Genomic DNA, 15791 nt, shown 5'->3' on the forward strand with positions numbered 1-15791 from the left:
TCGTCCCCCTTTCTCCTTTAATAAATCATTTTCTCAATTGGAATGACCAGAATACCTTCGGCGCCAGCGGCCCGGATGGCTTCGATATTTTCCCAGAATTCATTTTCGTTCAGAACCGAATGCACCGAACTCCAGCCTTCTGTTGCCAGGGGCGTTACGGTTGGGCTTTTCATACCAGGCAACAGCGCTGTGATTTTATCAAGCGAGTCATTCGGCGCGTTCAGCACAATGTATTTGTTGTTCTTAGCCGCCTGCACCGACTTAATCCGGAACAGTAATTTATCGATTAACGTCTGCTTGTCGGCATCAAGTTCAGGGCGGGCAATCAGGATGGCTTCGGAACGGAAAATCGTTTCTACTTCTTTCAGGCCATTACTCAGTAACGTACTACCCGAGCTGACAATATCACAGACGGCTTCGGCCAGCCCGATACTCGGCGCAATCTCAACCGAACCGCTGATTTCATGAATCTCTGCCCGAACGCCTTGCTCCTTCAAATAATTACCCAGAAGATTCGGGTACGACGTAGCGATATTTCTTCCTTCCAGATGCTGAATGCCCGTCCAGTCGGTAGCGCGCGGAACGGCGATAGACAGCCGACATTTCGAGAAGCCAAGCTTGTGGATCGTTTGAACCTGGCGGCCCATTTCAACCGCTACGTTCTCACCAACGATACCCAGATCTGCTACGCCATCTTCAACGTAGCCGGGAATATCATCATCGCGAAGAAACAGAAATTCGGCGGGAAAATTCGACGAAACAGACTTGAGCTTGCCGGTACCATAATCGAAGCGGATACCGCATTCTTTAAAAAGCTGGTACGAATCTTCGCTCAGCCGACCGGATTTTTGTAAGGCAATACGTAATACAGAAGACACAGACTTTATGGTATTTGATTTACGGTGTATGCGTTAATCATACACGTTATGATTTTGGATGAAACCAACTTTCGACGAATGACGTGTGATTCAGGAAATCAGGGGGCAAAAATACAGGAAAACGGGAATACAACGACGTATCGACGCAACGGCTTAGCAGCCACAATGATGACGACGATGTCGGAAAGGAGAATGGGTAGCCCGTTGGGAAATCATGGCGCAAAAGTAAACAGATCTTTATGATTCTGTTGCTGTTTGAATAATAAGCTTTGACAAAGTTTAAAACTTTGTCAAAGCTCGGCGTCATCAATCAGAAAAAAAACGCTGATTGTCAAGGAACAATCGGTTCTGTCATATCGGAATCGCGCACCAGCACTATGTATTGAAAATAATCGGTCATAGGTCGTTGCGGGTCGAATTCTATTTTCTGCGGCATGAAGGGGGAGTATTTGATCCGTATCGGCATCTGGCGCGCAAACGAACCCGCCCGGTCGAGTGCAAATAAGGTCAGTGAATTGGGGCGGGTGGCTGCACGCATGGCTTCGATGCCCTCTGAATGCATCAGCTCGCTATCATTATTGAATTTATTCAGACGCGTGTACGTCTTGCCTTTGTCCTGCCAGAACGGCGGTAGAAACGTAGTCGGCAGCATAGAGTAACAGTCCAGATAGCTGCACGTAATGGAAACAACCTTTATACCCGACTCTTTTACCAGACACGCAAACGGTTTTGTGCTTTTCAAGGGTGGACTTTGCAATACGTGAAAAAAGCCCCAGAATCCGTACAATTTTTCATTATTCAAGCTCGGGAGTATAGTTTTGAAGTTAGTAAAGATAGTCGTCTCCCGGCTCCTGATCGTTTTCAAATACCCTACGTTTATCAGCAAATCACGTAACGCTTCCGCGTTTGAACCCAGGGTTTTACGATACATCCCCTCGTTACGTTGCCAGTCGTTCAACCAGGTTAGCGCAATGGTTGCGGCTACACTATCAGGCCCAGATTGTGTCAATTTTTTCGCTAGTGAATCGGCCAGGGGACGTATTGATTTGGCTAATTTCTGCCCAGCAATTAATTGCGTCAACCGTTCTGCCGCCAGCGGTTTATCCTGAATCCGGTCGATACCCACAAACTGAATCTGCCGATTTTTGGGTAAGGTCTGGTTCAACGCCCGAATCTTCTGGATCTTACGGATGAAATCTTTATTCGCCCATTGCGCTTTTTCATCAATCCAGCTCCGAAACACTTTCAGCAACGTAGCGTCGTCGCCTGTCTGCAAATACTGGTTCATGTAAAACGCTTTTGTCGCGTCAACTTCAGCGATGTAGTACCGAATACCAGCTTTCTGATTTAAGTGCTTAAGAAGCTCAAAATCAATTTCCTGCGGCTTCTGAACCCCATGTGACTCACCCAGCAGAAAGAGTTGATTCTGATAAAACGCTTCGTCAAAAATCCTGAAATTATCGGCCTTACCGGGTACGATTTCTTCTTTGGGAATAGCGCCGTACGTCAGGCTATCCGACTGAGCAAACGCCGAATAGCCACCGAACAAAATGACGACCAAGGTCATGGCAATCGTTTTCTGGCCTACCTGAAAAACAAGCTGTTTTTTCCAGTTACGGGTGAGCCAAATCCAGATCAGCAACGTAACGGCAATGGCTACCGGATGCCCGACAATGTTCATCAACTCATGCGCGCAGGCCACTACCAGAAGCGATTTTGTCGTATCGATCAGCGCACCAAACCCCCAGGCCATCAATACCAGCGCGACAACGGCTCCTGTTTCACCCAATCTTGGCCCGCAGACATTGGATAGATCGGAAAGAAAGGTAAGATGCCAGCCTGCGTGCATCAGACCGATGAGCATGACCCGCCAGAACGTAGGCAGCGGGCGCAAGGCATCCTGCAAAAAACCACGCCAGCCCGTTTCTTCTACGAATCCATACAGCAAGCCTGACATGCCGAGCAGTAAGCCGTAAACGTGTTCGTTTTGACCAGCGCGATTCTGAATGCCGATAAACGTACTGAGCACGATTGGTATAGCCATGAACAGGATGGCTTTCGCAGGCGATGAACCCAGGACGGAGACGGTCTGAACCAACTTCGGGAAGAATCGGCGGGTCAGCAAAGCAGCCAGAATCGGTCCCAGGCCGTACGTGAAAATGTTATGTCGGGGGAGAATGCCCTCGTTAAGATTCGGCAGAAAGTGCAGGCCATAGGAGATCCCGCAGGCCAGCGCATAAAAGAACGTAACGGCTTTCCAATCGACCTGGGCAATATGCGGGCGGGAGAGTTTAACGGCGGTTAGCATGTGCATTGTGATTCGGCTTGTTTCAGTTTGATGACACAAAACTGAGCCGCAATAAACACCCTGACAAGCGGCAGGGACATCCAGCATTACGTTGGGACAAAAAGGCCGCTTCCGGGCTGTTCAGGAAGGAATGGGACAGTTGGGAAGCTTACAAAACCGCATTTATCCGCTCATCGAAGGCATCCAGATAACTCCGCGAAACAGGAATTTTCTCGGCATTTCCTTTTAATGTTAGTTGATACCCCCGCGCATTTCCTTCCGTTTGATTGATTGCCTGTAGGTTAACCAGAAAAGCCCGATGGCAGCGAAAAAATTGCGGATACGTAGCAAGTGCATCGGCTACGTCTTTGAGTGTATTACGCAGGACTGTTTTCTGTAATTGATCCGCATTCAGCCAGTGAACGTCTACATAATTGCCCACCGATTCAACGTAAAGCAGTTGGTCAGGTTGCAAACTCAGCCGCTCTTTTCCACTCTCCGACATCAGCACAATGGATTTGGACGCCACCGGAATTTCTGGATTTACGGTTGTGGTCTGGACGGAAACAGGCGCTATCAACGTCGGCTCTACCCGGTGAGCCAGTTGTTCGTTCATCGTCTGCGCCTGCGCCAGCGTGCGTTTAAGTCGTCGCTGCTCCACAACAAACACGTTTAGACTAATCGGAAAAAAGCCAATTAGCGTAACCGTAACATACATCTGCCAGAAAGGCGGATATCCGTAATGCATGCTAATGAGTAACAATTGATTGACGGTACTGATACAAAATAATATAAAGAGTGTGTGAAGAATTTGTTTCCATACCGTCCAGTGATCTTCATTATAGATTGTTGGCAAGAGTAGTGGAACAACCCAGTTAGCAATCAGTGTTGCTACAGCGCAGCCAACGCCAAAAATGGCTAACATCAGCACCTTAAAATTGCCGGTGAACGACGAACCGCCAAAGAAATAAACAAACAGGAAAACGTAAAGACCCGATTGCAGGGATTGCCAGACCTGATTTTTAAAACTAAAATCCTCGGCAATCGGACGATTCAGAAATGTATTCAGACTTCGGAGCATATGAGCAAAAATATGCCATTCCGTTGAACCTTACGTATCTTTGTCTATGCTTTTAGAACAGAAACAACAAACCATAACGATAACCACCGACTTCAAGGCAGCTCTTCCCATTATGGAAGCTTTCTATACGCTTCAGGGCGAAGGAGCGCATACGGGCCGGGCCGCTTATTTCATCCGGCTTGGCGGCTGCGACGTAGGCTGCCACTGGTGTGACGTAAAAGAATCCTGGGATGCCGACGCTCATCCAAAAATTTCTATTGACAGCATTGTTGAAGGTGCTTTGCAATACCCCGGTCGAATGGCAGTGATTACGGGGGGTGAGCCGCTTATGCACGACCTAACAGAACTAACCGCTACGTTGCAGAGGGCGGGTTTTCAAACAAACATTGAAACATCCGGCGTTTGCCAGGCCGTTACGGGTTCGTGGGACTGGGTTTGCTTTTCGCCTAAGAAGTTTAAAAAGCCCAATCCGGCCATTTTCGACAAGGCTGACGAACTTAAAGTAATTATTTATAATTCATCCGATTTCGCCTTTGCGGAGTCGTTTGTGCCGTTTTTACGTCCCAACTGCAAACTCTTTCTGCAAACAGAATGGAGTCGGTCCAATGAAATGCTGCCTCGCATCGTTGATTACGTAAAAAATAATCCGCAATGGCAAATCTCGTTGCAGACGCACAAGTACCTGGATATTCCATAAGCATGGGGCATGGGGCAGGGAGCAGGGAGCAGGGACTGTTAAAGAAGCCGCTTCAGCTTACCTTACTTCTCACTTCTTGCCTCCTACTTTTCACTCTGCTCCTTGCCCCATGCTCCTCGCTATTTGCTCAGGACAAAAAAGCGCAGGAACTCTACGCTCAATCGATAAAACTGTTTGGTGAACGAAAGGCGAGTGAGGCTATTCCGTTTATGGAGCAGGCCGTGAAACAGGATCCTGGTTTTACAGATGCTCATCTGAAACTTGGCCAGCTGTACGAATTTACCAAACGCTATGATCCAGCCATAACGGCTTACCGCAACGCGATCCGGCTTCAGCCCGATAGCCCAGCTGCCGGTGCAGCTTATCAGGCGTTAAGTACGGTATTGCTTCGGTTAGGTCGCTACGGCGAGGCTCTCCCCTATCTCGAAAAATTTCAGACACTATTTCCGCCACAGTCAGCACAGGCTAAACGAGTGACGCGGCAGATTGAAACGGCTCGTTTTGCCCAGGAAGCCATGCAGCATCCGCAAGCCGTAGACCCCAAACCATTATCATCCGTATTACAAACGACCCCTTCGCAGTATTTCCCCGTGCTGACTGCCGATGAGCAAACGCTGGTGTTTACGGCCCTAAAACCCGAAGGTGATGAAGATCTGATGGTCACTACGTTCAATGGAGAAGTGTGGTCACCACCTACTTCGCTTTCGCCCAATATAAACACACCCGAAAATGAGGGTACAGCCAGTCTTTCCGCCGATGGACGTACACTCGTCTTCACAGCCTGTCAGGGACGTAAAGGCTACGGGAGTTGTGATTTATACATGAGCCGCAAAACGGGCAGTGACTGGTCGGCACCTGAAAACCTTGGCTCCACAGTTAATACCCGCTATTATGAATCGCAGCCCGCTTTATCCGCCGATGGCCGACAACTGTATTTTATTTCCGACCGTCCGGGCGGCAAAGGGCATCGCGACATCTGGCGGAGTGAGTTCGGCGCGGATGGCAACTGGGCTGAACCCATTAATCTGGGCGAACCTGTTAATACGTCGCTGAATGAAGCCTCTCCATTTATTCATCCCAACGGGCAAAGCTTATTTTTCGCGTCAGATGGCCACGTGGGCATGGGAGGTTACGACCTGTTTGTGGCAGATAATGGCGCATCGGGTTGGTCGGCGCCGACCAACTTAGGCTACCCCATCAACAATTCGGAAGACCAGGCGTCGCTGTTTGTTTCAGCCAATGGCAAACGAGCTTATTATTCGTACGAAGAACAAAAAGATGGCGTCTCACAAAAATCAAAGCTCTATACGTTCGATTTGCCGGAATCGCTACGTGACCGTGTCAAACCCGTAAGCTATTTGAAAGGGGTTGTAGCTGACGCCAAAACCCAAAAACCGCTGGCCGCGACCGTTGAGCTGGTTGATCTGAAAACGAATCAAGTCGTCTCGCGCGTACAGGCCGACGCACAAACGGGCCAATATACGGCCGTGTTACCAAGCGAGGGCGAATATGCGCTCTATGTAAGCGTACCGGGTTATCTGTTTAAAAGCCTGTCATTCGATTTCACCCAGAAAACGAAAGGTGATCGGTCCGCCGTTACGGGTATGTCGCTGAGCGTACCGCTTGAGCCAGCTCTGGCGGGTGCATCCGCCAAAGAAACCCTGAACAACCTATTTTTCGAGTCGGGGCGGTATGATCTGGCAGATAAATCGCGTACGGAACTCGATCGGTTGTCGGCTTTTTTGAAGGCAAACCCAACCGTCAAAATTGAAATCTCGGGACATACCGACGATAAGGGTGATACAGCCGCTAACCTGACCCTCTCCCAGAAACGAGCCCAGTCTGTCGTTACGTACCTGACCCAGGCGGGTGTTGAGCCGACCCGCATCCGGGCGGCTGGCTACGGAAAGACGCGTCCTGTCGTCCCAAATACTTCCGATGAAAACCGACGCTTAAATCGACGAATTGAGTGGCGTGTGCTGTAGTGCAGTGGGCATAGGGGTAAGGGCATAGGGTATATTTATTCTGTTTTTTACCCTATGCCCTTACCCCTATGCCCACTGCACTTTTGCATTCTAAGGGATTTTTTTCAATTTTGTGTATGTTGTCCAGATACCCTTGCTTATTAAGCAGCGGGCATTTGTTAGCTACAAGACAACCTCCTTTCATTTGCAATGACTTCTGAACACGTAAAGTGCTTAATTATAGGCTCAGGACCGGCTGGCTACACAGCCGCTATCTACGCAGCCCGGGCCAACATGAGTCCCGTTCTTTATCAGGGCGGTCAACCGGGTGGCCAATTGACCATCACCAACGAAGTTGATAATTTTCCGGGTTATCCCGACGGCGTTCAGGGCCCGCAGATGATGCAGGATCTGGAAGCGCAAGCCCGTCGGTTTGGAACCGATATCCGCTACGGCTTGGTTACGCGGGTTGAATTTGTCGAGCTACCCAGCCCCGGCAATCCACACCGCGCTATCATTGACGACAAATACGAAATCACGGCCGATTCGATTATCATTTCAACGGGCGCTACGGCTAAATGGCTTGGCCTGCCGTCTGAAATGCGACTTAACGGTCGGGGTGTATCGGCCTGTGCGGTTTGCGACGGCTTCTTCTTCCGGGGTCAGGACGTAGTGATTGTTGGTGCAGGCGATACCGCTGCCGAAGAAGCCAGTTATCTGGCTAACCTCTGCCGCAAAGTCTATATGCTGGTTCGCCGTGATGAAATGAGAGCGTCGAAGTTCATGCAGAAACGCGTGAAAACAGCACACAATATCGAGATCCTGTACAATACCGAAACCGAAGAAGTACTGGGCGACGACGAAGTGTCAGGCGTTCGCGTGAAAAATGCCGTTACGGGCGAAGAGCGTATTCTGGACGTAACCGGCTTCTTTGTGGCTATCGGTCACAAACCCAATACCGAAATTTTCCAGGAATTCCTTGACTTAGATGCGAGTGGCTACATCGTAACGGAGAAAGGAAGTACCCGAACCAATATTGCTGGTGTGTTTGCCTGCGGAGACGCTCAGGATAACGTGTATCGTCAGGCCATTACGGCAGCCGGAACGGGCTGTATGGCTGCGCTTGACGCCGAACGTTATCTAGTCACGCTGGAAATGCAGGGCGAAGAGATTGTTCATTAATAAAACCAGCCGATAGCCGACAACCGTCCATCGCTAGTATATTCTTCTGAAATGTATACCAGCGATGGCCCCTTATCGACTATCGGCTCATCCAGTTCTGATGAGAAAAACCGCTATACAATGGCTGTTGGCCATTGGCTGCCTGTGTTTGACCGTAACAGCACAGGCTCAGGAGCGCGGGCGATTTAAAAATAACCTGCGTATCACCCCCAAGAATGAACCAAGCCCCAATGCCCCCGTCGTTGATCAGCCTCAAAAAGCGGACGACCAGTTTGAACAGGAAAAAACTCAGTTACGCTACGGTAACCAGTTTGAACCAAAGAAAGAATTAAATCCGGTGGTCAGCGAAGACACTAGCCACCTCGACCAGGGAGAAACCAGCGTTGTTGAAGTCATTGATTCCGTATTAGTTGGCAATGAATGGGTTAAAATTGCGGATTATTACGCCGTTTGGGATTCACGCACGATCGATCCGTATAACATTAATCCGCTGGAGTTTAACGAAGCCATTGACATCAAGCTTTATGATCCAACCGCTAACCGTTATTGGTCAGCCCCATTAACGGAAGGTAAACTAACCTCAAACTTTGGGTATCGCTGGGGCCGCTGGCATACCGGTGCTGATCTCGATCTTGAAACAGGCGATCCAGTCTATGCTGCGTTCGATGGCATTGTACGGGTGGTCGGCTGGGATGGTAGCGGCTACGGCCGATATGTACTGGTGCGGCATTACAATGGCCTCGAAACGCTTTACGGCCATATGTCGAAACAAACTGTCGAAACAGGGCAGCTGGTTAAAGCCGGTGATCAGCTTGGTTTGGGCGGTAGTACGGGACGCAGTTCTGGCCCTCATCTGCATTTCGAAACGCGCTACGAAGGCAATCCTTTCAGTCCGCTTAACGTTTACTCATTCCCGGAAAACACGATTAACTCCGACCACTTTTTACTCACAGGCTCCGTCTGGGATTACCTGCGCGGAGGACGTAGCGATGGGGGCAGTTCCTCAGAAATTAGTTTCAAGCCTAAAATTAAACGGACGGTTCTGCACCGGGTGCGGTCAGGTGAGACGCTTAGCTCCATTGCCGACCGGTACGGTTTGTCCATATCAACGCTGAAACGTAAAAACCATATCTCTGGCTCACGGCTTCGGCCGGGTCAGAAGTTGCGCGTACACTGAGGTAAGTCACCTTGTCGTTGATATTGTCCGCAGGGATGTTTATGCTGCTATCATCTTTACCTTGGCGGGTACAGCACAGAATTGGGAAAGGAGGCTATTGAAAGTCTATTGCTTTACGCTTAATCTACTTATCTATACTTTTCATTACTGGATGGAGCATTGTATCGTTTATTTCAGTTCATCGGTGGGGCAGTTTCAGGAAGAAGATCTAGACACAATTCTTCAACAAAGTCGTCGCAATAATGCCAGGCTTGGTGTCACAGGTATGCTGCTCTACGTCCGGGGGAGTATTATCCAGGTATTAGAGGGCGAGAAAGAAACGATTGAGGCCTTATATAAGCGAATTGAACACGATGAACGACATACAAATGTTAGCATTGGCATTAACCGCCCGATTGCACAGCGCCTGTTTGCTGACTGGAGTATGGGTTATGAGACCATAACCACTCGTCAGTTAGAAGAAATCAAGGCAATTGTTGATGTAGACAACCGTCAGGAGTCTGAAGTGGACTCACAGGAACCTATTATATTTAAAACGCTCAAAGTATTTTACCAGGGCAATCGCTATAACTAACGTAAACGTTGGTCTACAATGGAGACGGAGTCAAAGATGACATCTTCCCAAACAACATGTCATCTTTGACTCCGTTCTATATCTCTCTCCTACTTCTGCTCGTATTTATCCTTATAAGTCTTGTACAAGCGCTTGTGCCGGTCGTCCAGATTGACTTTGCGACCCTGAATAAATACCTGCTCGATTACATTGGTGCGCATGTCTAAAGCATCGCCCGACGAGACAAATAACGTCGCTTGTTTGCCTTTTTCGAGCGTACCCGCCAGGTTGTCAATCCCGAGAATTTTAGCAGTATTCGACGTAACGAGTTTTAGCGCTTCTTCGCGATCAGTGATACCAAATCCGGAAGCCGTTCCGGCCAGAAACGGTAGGTTACGTGTTCGCCACCATTCATCAGCGTAGCTCAGACCGACCAGTATACCGGCCTTTTGCAGAATACCTGGCATGCGGTAAGGCAGATCGACATCTTCATCTTCCCGATTCGGGAGCCGGTGTAAACCGCTCAGAATAACTGGTACGTTATTTTCCTTCAGAAACGTAACGGCGCGGTTGGCTTCTTCGCCCCCTACGATGACCACTTTCTGAACACCTACCGATTTAGCGAACGTAACGGCGTCGATGATGTCTTTGCCATAATCCGCCCGGATATACAGATTCTGTTTACCCGAGAATAGGCCACGCATGGATTCTAATTTCAGATTCATAGGTGTTTGATTCGACAGAGCCGCGTAGGCTTTTGCATCGGCAAACGTAGCGCGCAAAGCCTCAATCGCCGAAGCGCGTTTCTCGTCTTTCCGAACAACCGTCGTAAAATCGTCAAAATTGAAATCGCGGGTAAAATATGCGGGCCAGTTCAGCCAGATCCCATCGTCTTTTTTCAGTACAGCGTCTTCCCAGTTCCAGCCATCGGCCATCATGATGCTTGAACTTCCCGAGATGGTACCGCCCTGGGGCATCGCTTGTGTGAGCAACACACCATTATTCCGTATCGTTGGAATGATTTCAGAATCAGTATTGTAAGCAATCAGCGAACGAACGTTCGGGTTCAGAATGCCCACTTCCTGTTTATCGACCGTTGCCCGCACGGCGCCCACTTCCTGTAAACCAACGGTGGATGCGGGTGAAATAAAGCCGGGATACACGTGTTTCCCCGATACGTCGATGACCTCAACATCGCTTAGATTCAGTTTAACGATCGTTCCATCGACAACATTGGTAATCACGCCATTGGTGAACAGTACTATACCGTTTGGGATAACCTGTCCATTGCCAACGTGAACGGTACCACTCATCAGAGCAGTTGTTTTTGTCTGCGGCCTTGCCGGAGCCGGATTCTGGCCATAGCTTGTAAGTGCAGCCAGCGTAAGTATGGGTATGAGTAGTTTTTTCATATTAGTTATTGTCTTTAGATGATCATTAAGTTGTCATTCATCGCAAAACAAAGAATGACAAGCCATGACGATTAAATGACTGTTAATGCCGTTGCTCCTCTCCTTCCACCATTACGCCTTCGATGTCTTCGCAATGCCACATACGTGATCGTTTGGGAGCAGGTCGCGTCGTAGAAGCACCGCCCGCTTTGGCAGTCAGCATTTTCTGAATTAGTCGGGCGCGTTCGGCCTGCATCTGCTCCCGCTTGCGGTCTTCGTCTTTCAGACTGAAATAGATGGCTCCTTCGATCATGGTAATTTCCGGACGTGCATAAATGGCCAGTGGGTGCGCATTCCACAACACCAGATCGGCATCTTTACCGACCTTGATACTACCCAAGCGATTGTCCAGATGCAGGAGTTTTGCGGGATTGAGCGTCACCATTTTCCAGGCATCTTCTTCGGCTATACCGCCGTACTCAACCGTTTTCGCAGCTTCCTGATTCAGACGACGGGCCATCTCGGCGTCATCCGAATTAATGGATACTGTTACGCCCTGCCGGTGCATTAACGCGGCATTGTATGGAATGGCATCGTGTACTTCCATTTTATAGGCCCACCAGTCGGCGAAGGACGAACCGCCCGCACCATGTTTTGCCATCTTGTCAGCCAGTTTATATCCCTCCAGAATATGGGTGAACGTATTGACTTTGAAGCCAAGTGAATCGGCCACTTTCATGAGCATGTTGATCTCCGATTGAACATAGGAGTGACACGTAATGAATCGTTTGTTCGCCAGAATTTCGGCTAGCGCATCGAGTTCAATGTCGCGCCGTGGAGCAATAGCCGTTGTTTTGGCTTTTGCATTCAGCGCATTATAGGTTGACCATGTTTTGGCATACTCTTTCGCCCGCATGAAGTGGTCCATATACACCTGCTCTACACCCATGCGCGTCTGTGGAAAGCGAATCCGGTTGGCGTCACCCCAGTTGGCCTGTTTTACGTTCTCGCCCAGAGCGAACTTGATGAAGCCATCCGCGCCTTTGATGAGCATCCCCTCCGGCGATTCGCCCCATTTAAGTTTCACGATGGCGGACTGCCCCCCGATGGCATTAGCGGAGCCATGCAGAAGCTGCGACGTAGTGACTCCACCCGCCAGTTGCCGATAAATATTGATGTCTTCGGGATTAACCACATCACTCATACGAACCTCGGCCGTACTTGATTGCGATCCTTCATTGACCGACAGCAAGGCAATGTGTGAGTGTTCGTCAATAATGCCGTTGGTCAGGTGTTTACCCGTACCATCCAGGACTTTTATATCGGCTGGAACAGGTAGGTTCTTGCCAACTTTAGAAATTTTACCACCCGTCACAAACACATCAGCGTTGGTTAGAATACCCTCTTTTTCATTCGTCCAGACCGTAGCGTTCCGAATCATAACCGTTTCCGATTTGGGTTTCTGGGCATTCCCCATGCCAACAAACGGGTAGAGAATCGTGGCGGTTGTGCTCCCCGGCACGGTGGCTGTGGTCGATGTAGCCATTGCTGCTGTTGTGCTAGCTGTCGTGGTCGACGTAGCGGATACGGCAGACGTGGATACGGGCGCATCACCGGTACGTACAGCCGACCACGTAACAACTTTCCCATCAGGCGTTTCCCCTTCCCCTTTCATAGTCGTTCCGGTACGATAGCCCGTTAAGCGTGTAGTGCCAGGCTTTTTTTTATCCATCTGTATCTGCATGGAAATCAGATCGCCCGACAGCGTTACTTTCGGCGTTATTTTGACGGTATCGGCCTGAATCTGGTATTCGGGTTTATCGGGTGATTTTCCTGAGATGTTTAGCTTTAAATTCGATTGAGCGCCAACGGTCAGGTTCCAGGAGCCGCGGAAATCAGCTACATCTTTATTGGTGACGATGTACTGCTTACCCCGCATCCAGTTTTCAAAAATCACGTTGTCAGCACTGAACAGGTTGCCGGACGTAATAATGAAATTCGCCAGACGACCTTTCTGCAACGTACCAACCTGATCGTCAACGCGAATCAGCCGCGCTGGTACGGTCGTAAGCGCTTCGAGCGCCTTTTGTTCGGATAGTCCGTTTTCGATGGCTTTGCGAAGATTGCCCCAGAAATCTGCTTTGCTTTTCAACCCCGCGGTGGTCAGTGCAAACGGAATATTGGCAGCGGCCAGGCGGCCAGCATTCATCGGGGCCATTTCCCAGTGCTTCAGTTCAGCGAGCGATACGTTATCGGCATCCCAGGCATCTTCGACATCATACGGCTGGGGGTAATTCAGCGGCACAATCAGCGAAGCGCCCGTCGCTTTGACCTCATCAATCCGTTGGTATTCGTCGCCGGTGCTGGCAATGATGTACTGAATACCAAACTCATCACCGATCTTGTCAGCCCGTAAAATACCTAGTTTATCGTTGGCTTCGAAAATAGCGGGTAAGGGTCGAATCCGGTTCAGCGCATCCAGCGACAGATTTTCTTGTTCTTTGTTGCCTGCCCGTTTGTACCAATCCGCGTCGTACATCGCCTGACGGATCAGTGCCACCGATCCCATCATCGAGTTTGGGTACGTCTGCCCAGAACTACCCTTACTGAATGAATAATGCGCCGTTACGTTCGGTTTCAGGACAAGCGTATTTTCTCGATCATCGGCCAGCGTCACGAGCGCACCCGTACCCCGCACAACGCCGTCGTGTGGATGTGTCAAAACAACGCCAAATCCCAGTTTGCGTAATTCGTCTGCCTTGGCCGGAATCGATTTAAACAGCAGACTCGCGTCATTTTCGGGCTGAACGGCCTGGTTCCAGTAATACGCTCCTTTCTTATTGGATTCCAGTTGTGGAGGAGCAAAAAAACCGCGACGCTCGACCTTGACTTCGGGCATCCCATAATCCGAATTGATGTCGATCAGAGCCGGATAAATTCGCTTTCCTTTCAAGTCAGCGACAACAGCTCCGGCCGGAACACTAACCGACGTACCGACCGCTTCGATACGTCCATCACGAATCAGCAACGTAGCGTTCTGAAGGGTAGTTTGTGGATCAACGATAATGGTTGCGTTTGTAAACGCATAGAGCCCTGTCCGTTCGTCGTAGACACCGTTGCGGGGAAAGGTCGTCTGAGCCACGGCCGTGTACAGTAGGCCAGCCGTGAAGAGACCCGTCAGGAAATGTTTTAGCATGAAATTGATTGAGTTGATGATTGGGTTAACTGCCAAAAATACGCAAATTCACACGCCTGGCAGCGCTTTTCACCAAAGGTTATCCTGCAAAATACTAAAATACATACTCTTTAAGCCCTTATAACAGACTGTATCACAATCGGTTTATACATAGCGTCAGCTATATATGATAACACGCATAATCCAGCTACCAGATAGCTTCAATACAATGAAAATTCAATTTCCATTATCCACATTGCTTCTGCAGTCAACCAACCGGACTACGCTTTAGTGAATCAATTAGCTTGAGTAAATGGCACTCTGTTTGCGCTGAATATAAACAAAATCATTAGTTTAGTGGACACAATTCTAGTTAAAGAATAGATGGATTTCATCAAGTAAAACAGGCATATCAACATGCATTACGTTAAAGCTATTTATCAACTCATTATTAATCTGTTTTTACGCCAACTTTTGACAGGGCTTTTAATGCGTTCGTTCGCTCTGGCGGGGCCATTTTTTGCTTTATCGACCGTTACGTATGCTCAGTCACAGTCGATTCAGATGAATACTAACACGCGTGACCAGATTAATCAAGGGGGCCTTGACATTCCTAAAACAGGTACGTTATATGGCATTAGCGGTCCGGCTGGTAAAACCATTGGCGATCCGTATCTCGATACAACCTGGCAGGTGGGCAACGTGAAGTTTTATGGCAAAATTCTAAATACGAGCGACTCTCTTGGCGGTGTTCCGGTGCGACTTGATCTGATGAATCATGACGTAGAGATACAGGCGGGAGCCAACGATATAAGGTCGGCAAAAGCACCTAGTGTTCGATACGTTGTGGTGAATAACAAGATGGGCACAACCAATCAATTCATCAACGTACGTGAATACCGGGGCGAAGCCGATGCGTTGTCAGGTTTCTTCGAGCAGGTATCTTTGGGAAAAATGACGCTCCTTGAATACCCATCGATTTATGTAAAACGAGCCAATTTTAATGCAGCCATGAACACGGGCTCAAAAGATGATGAGCTCATCAAAAAATTCGATTGGTACGTAGCTCACGACGGGCGTGCCGCAAAATTCTCAGCGAACAAAAAGGCCATTCTGGAACTGATGGCAGACAAAAAAGACCAAATTGACGTGTTCCTGAAAACTGAAAAGCCGGATCTAAAATCCAAATCGGGTCTTACAAAAGTGTTCTCCTACTATAACAAGCTATAAACCAGGTACTTTCAAACTATTACAGAATGAATCATGAGGTCAGCAGACGTAGAACTAGGCTGCAACAATCCGGCGTTTTTCTGAGTATTGACTTAACAGCTGAAGTTACGCAACTGGGTTAACTGGACAAATTATCTTTGGTCATGCAAACCAACCTTGATCTCTACACGGACTAC

Annotated in this window: 11 protein-coding genes; 6 read left to right on the top strand and 5 right to left on the bottom strand. The window is 48.9% G+C overall.

Going from position 1 to position 15791, the window contains the following annotated elements; genetic code table 11:
* Nucleotides 1–17: 17 nt before the first annotated feature.
* The 3 genes from hisG to IC230_RS20240 all read right to left on the bottom strand — a co-directional run bounded on the left by hisG (nucleotide 18) and on the right by IC230_RS20240 (nucleotide 4246).
* On the bottom strand, nucleotides 18–878 hold the full coding sequence (hisG, locus tag IC230_RS20230) for an ATP phosphoribosyltransferase (protein WP_191040851.1): 861 nt from the start codon (nucleotides 876–878) through the stop codon (nucleotides 18–20).
* A 331-nt stretch (nucleotides 879–1209) separates the two neighbouring features.
* Nucleotides 1210–3192, bottom strand: coding sequence for a CPBP family glutamic-type intramembrane protease (locus IC230_RS20235; protein ID WP_191040852.1), 1983 nt, complete (start codon nucleotides 3190–3192; stop codon nucleotides 1210–1212).
* A gap of 142 nt (nucleotides 3193–3334) precedes the next feature.
* The gene (locus IC230_RS20240; protein ID WP_191040853.1) at nucleotides 3335–4246 is read right to left on the bottom strand and encodes a LytTR family transcriptional regulator DNA-binding domain-containing protein; all 912 of its coding nucleotides are present in this window, start codon (nucleotides 4244–4246) and stop codon (nucleotides 3335–3337) included.
* A 46-nt stretch (nucleotides 4247–4292) separates the two neighbouring features.
* Here IC230_RS20240 and IC230_RS20245 point away from each other — a divergent pair, with 46 nt between their 5' ends.
* The 5 genes from IC230_RS20245 (at nucleotide 4293) to IC230_RS20265 (ending at nucleotide 9840) form a co-directional block, all read left to right on the top strand.
* The gene (locus IC230_RS20245; protein WP_191040854.1) at nucleotides 4293–4943 is read left to right on the top strand and encodes a 7-carboxy-7-deazaguanine synthase QueE; all 651 of its coding nucleotides are present in this window, start codon (nucleotides 4293–4295) and stop codon (nucleotides 4941–4943) included.
* Entirely contained in the window at nucleotides 4898–6928 is a 2031-nt protein-coding gene (locus tag IC230_RS20250; RefSeq protein ID WP_191040855.1) for an OmpA family protein, read from the top strand. Before IC230_RS20245 ends, IC230_RS20250 begins: the two co-directional genes overlap by 46 nt.
* A 189-nt stretch (nucleotides 6929–7117) precedes the next feature.
* Nucleotides 7118–8089, top strand: coding sequence for a thioredoxin-disulfide reductase (gene trxB / locus IC230_RS20255; protein WP_191040856.1), 972 nt, complete (start codon nucleotides 7118–7120; stop codon nucleotides 8087–8089).
* Between the two features lie 100 nt (nucleotides 8090–8189).
* Nucleotides 8190–9266 carry a peptidoglycan DD-metalloendopeptidase family protein gene (locus IC230_RS20260; protein WP_191040857.1) on the top strand — a complete coding sequence of 359 codons (1077 nt, stop codon included), beginning with the start codon at nucleotides 8190–8192 and terminating at the stop codon, nucleotides 9264–9266.
* A 151-nt stretch (nucleotides 9267–9417) separates the two neighbouring features.
* On the top strand, nucleotides 9418–9840 hold the full coding sequence (locus IC230_RS20265) for a BLUF domain-containing protein (protein ID WP_191040858.1): 423 nt from the start codon (nucleotides 9418–9420) through the stop codon (nucleotides 9838–9840).
* Nucleotides 9841–9929: 89 nt separating this feature from the next.
* Here IC230_RS20265 and IC230_RS20270 read toward each other — a convergent pair whose 3' ends face one another.
* Nucleotides 9930–11231 (bottom strand): amidohydrolase family protein, encoded by a 1302-nt coding sequence (locus IC230_RS20270; protein ID WP_191040859.1) that lies wholly within the window; start codon nucleotides 11229–11231, stop codon nucleotides 9930–9932.
* A gap of 82 nt (nucleotides 11232–11313) precedes the next feature.
* Nucleotides 11314–14406, bottom strand: coding sequence for an amidohydrolase family protein (locus IC230_RS20275; protein ID WP_191040860.1), 3093 nt, complete (start codon nucleotides 14404–14406; stop codon nucleotides 11314–11316).
* A gap of 396 nt (nucleotides 14407–14802) precedes the next feature.
* Between IC230_RS20275 and IC230_RS20280 the strand changes: the two genes are divergently transcribed.
* Nucleotides 14803–15615 (top strand): hypothetical protein, encoded by an 813-nt coding sequence (locus IC230_RS20280; protein ID WP_223860730.1) that lies wholly within the window; start codon nucleotides 14803–14805, stop codon nucleotides 15613–15615.
* Nucleotides 15616–15791 lie beyond the last annotated feature (176 nt).

The organism is Spirosoma validum (assembly GCF_014699035.1).
GTDB lineage: Bacteria > Bacteroidota > Bacteroidia > Cytophagales > Spirosomataceae > Spirosoma > Spirosoma validum.

Bases quoted from the DNA above. Each gene is read 5' to 3' on its own strand.
- IC230_RS20235 (WP_191040852.1), bottom strand. From the start codon at position 3,192: ATGCACATGCTAACCGCCGTTAAACTCTCCCGCCCGCATATTGCCCAG.
- IC230_RS20260 (WP_191040857.1), top strand. From the start codon at position 8,190: ATGAGAAAAACCGCTATACAATGGCTGTTGGCCATTGGCTGCCTGTGT.
- IC230_RS20275 (WP_191040860.1), bottom strand. From the start codon at position 14,406: ATGCTAAAACATTTCCTGACGGGTCTCTTCACGGCTGGCCTACTGTAC.
- IC230_RS20270 (WP_191040859.1), bottom strand. From the start codon at position 11,231: ATGAAAAAACTACTCATACCCATACTTACGCTGGCTGCACTTACAAGC.
- IC230_RS20245 (WP_191040854.1), top strand. From the start codon at position 4,293: ATGCTTTTAGAACAGAAACAACAAACCATAACGATAACCACCGACTTC.
- trxB (WP_191040856.1), top strand. From the start codon at position 7,118: ATGACTTCTGAACACGTAAAGTGCTTAATTATAGGCTCAGGACCGGCT.
- IC230_RS20240 (WP_191040853.1), bottom strand. From the start codon at position 4,246: ATGCTCCGAAGTCTGAATACATTTCTGAATCGTCCGATTGCCGAGGAT.
- IC230_RS20280 (WP_223860730.1), top strand. From the start codon at position 14,803: ATGCATTACGTTAAAGCTATTTATCAACTCATTATTAATCTGTTTTTA.
- IC230_RS20265 (WP_191040858.1), top strand. From the start codon at position 9,418: ATGGAGCATTGTATCGTTTATTTCAGTTCATCGGTGGGGCAGTTTCAG.
- IC230_RS20250 (WP_191040855.1), top strand. From the start codon at position 4,898: ATGGCAAATCTCGTTGCAGACGCACAAGTACCTGGATATTCCATAAGC.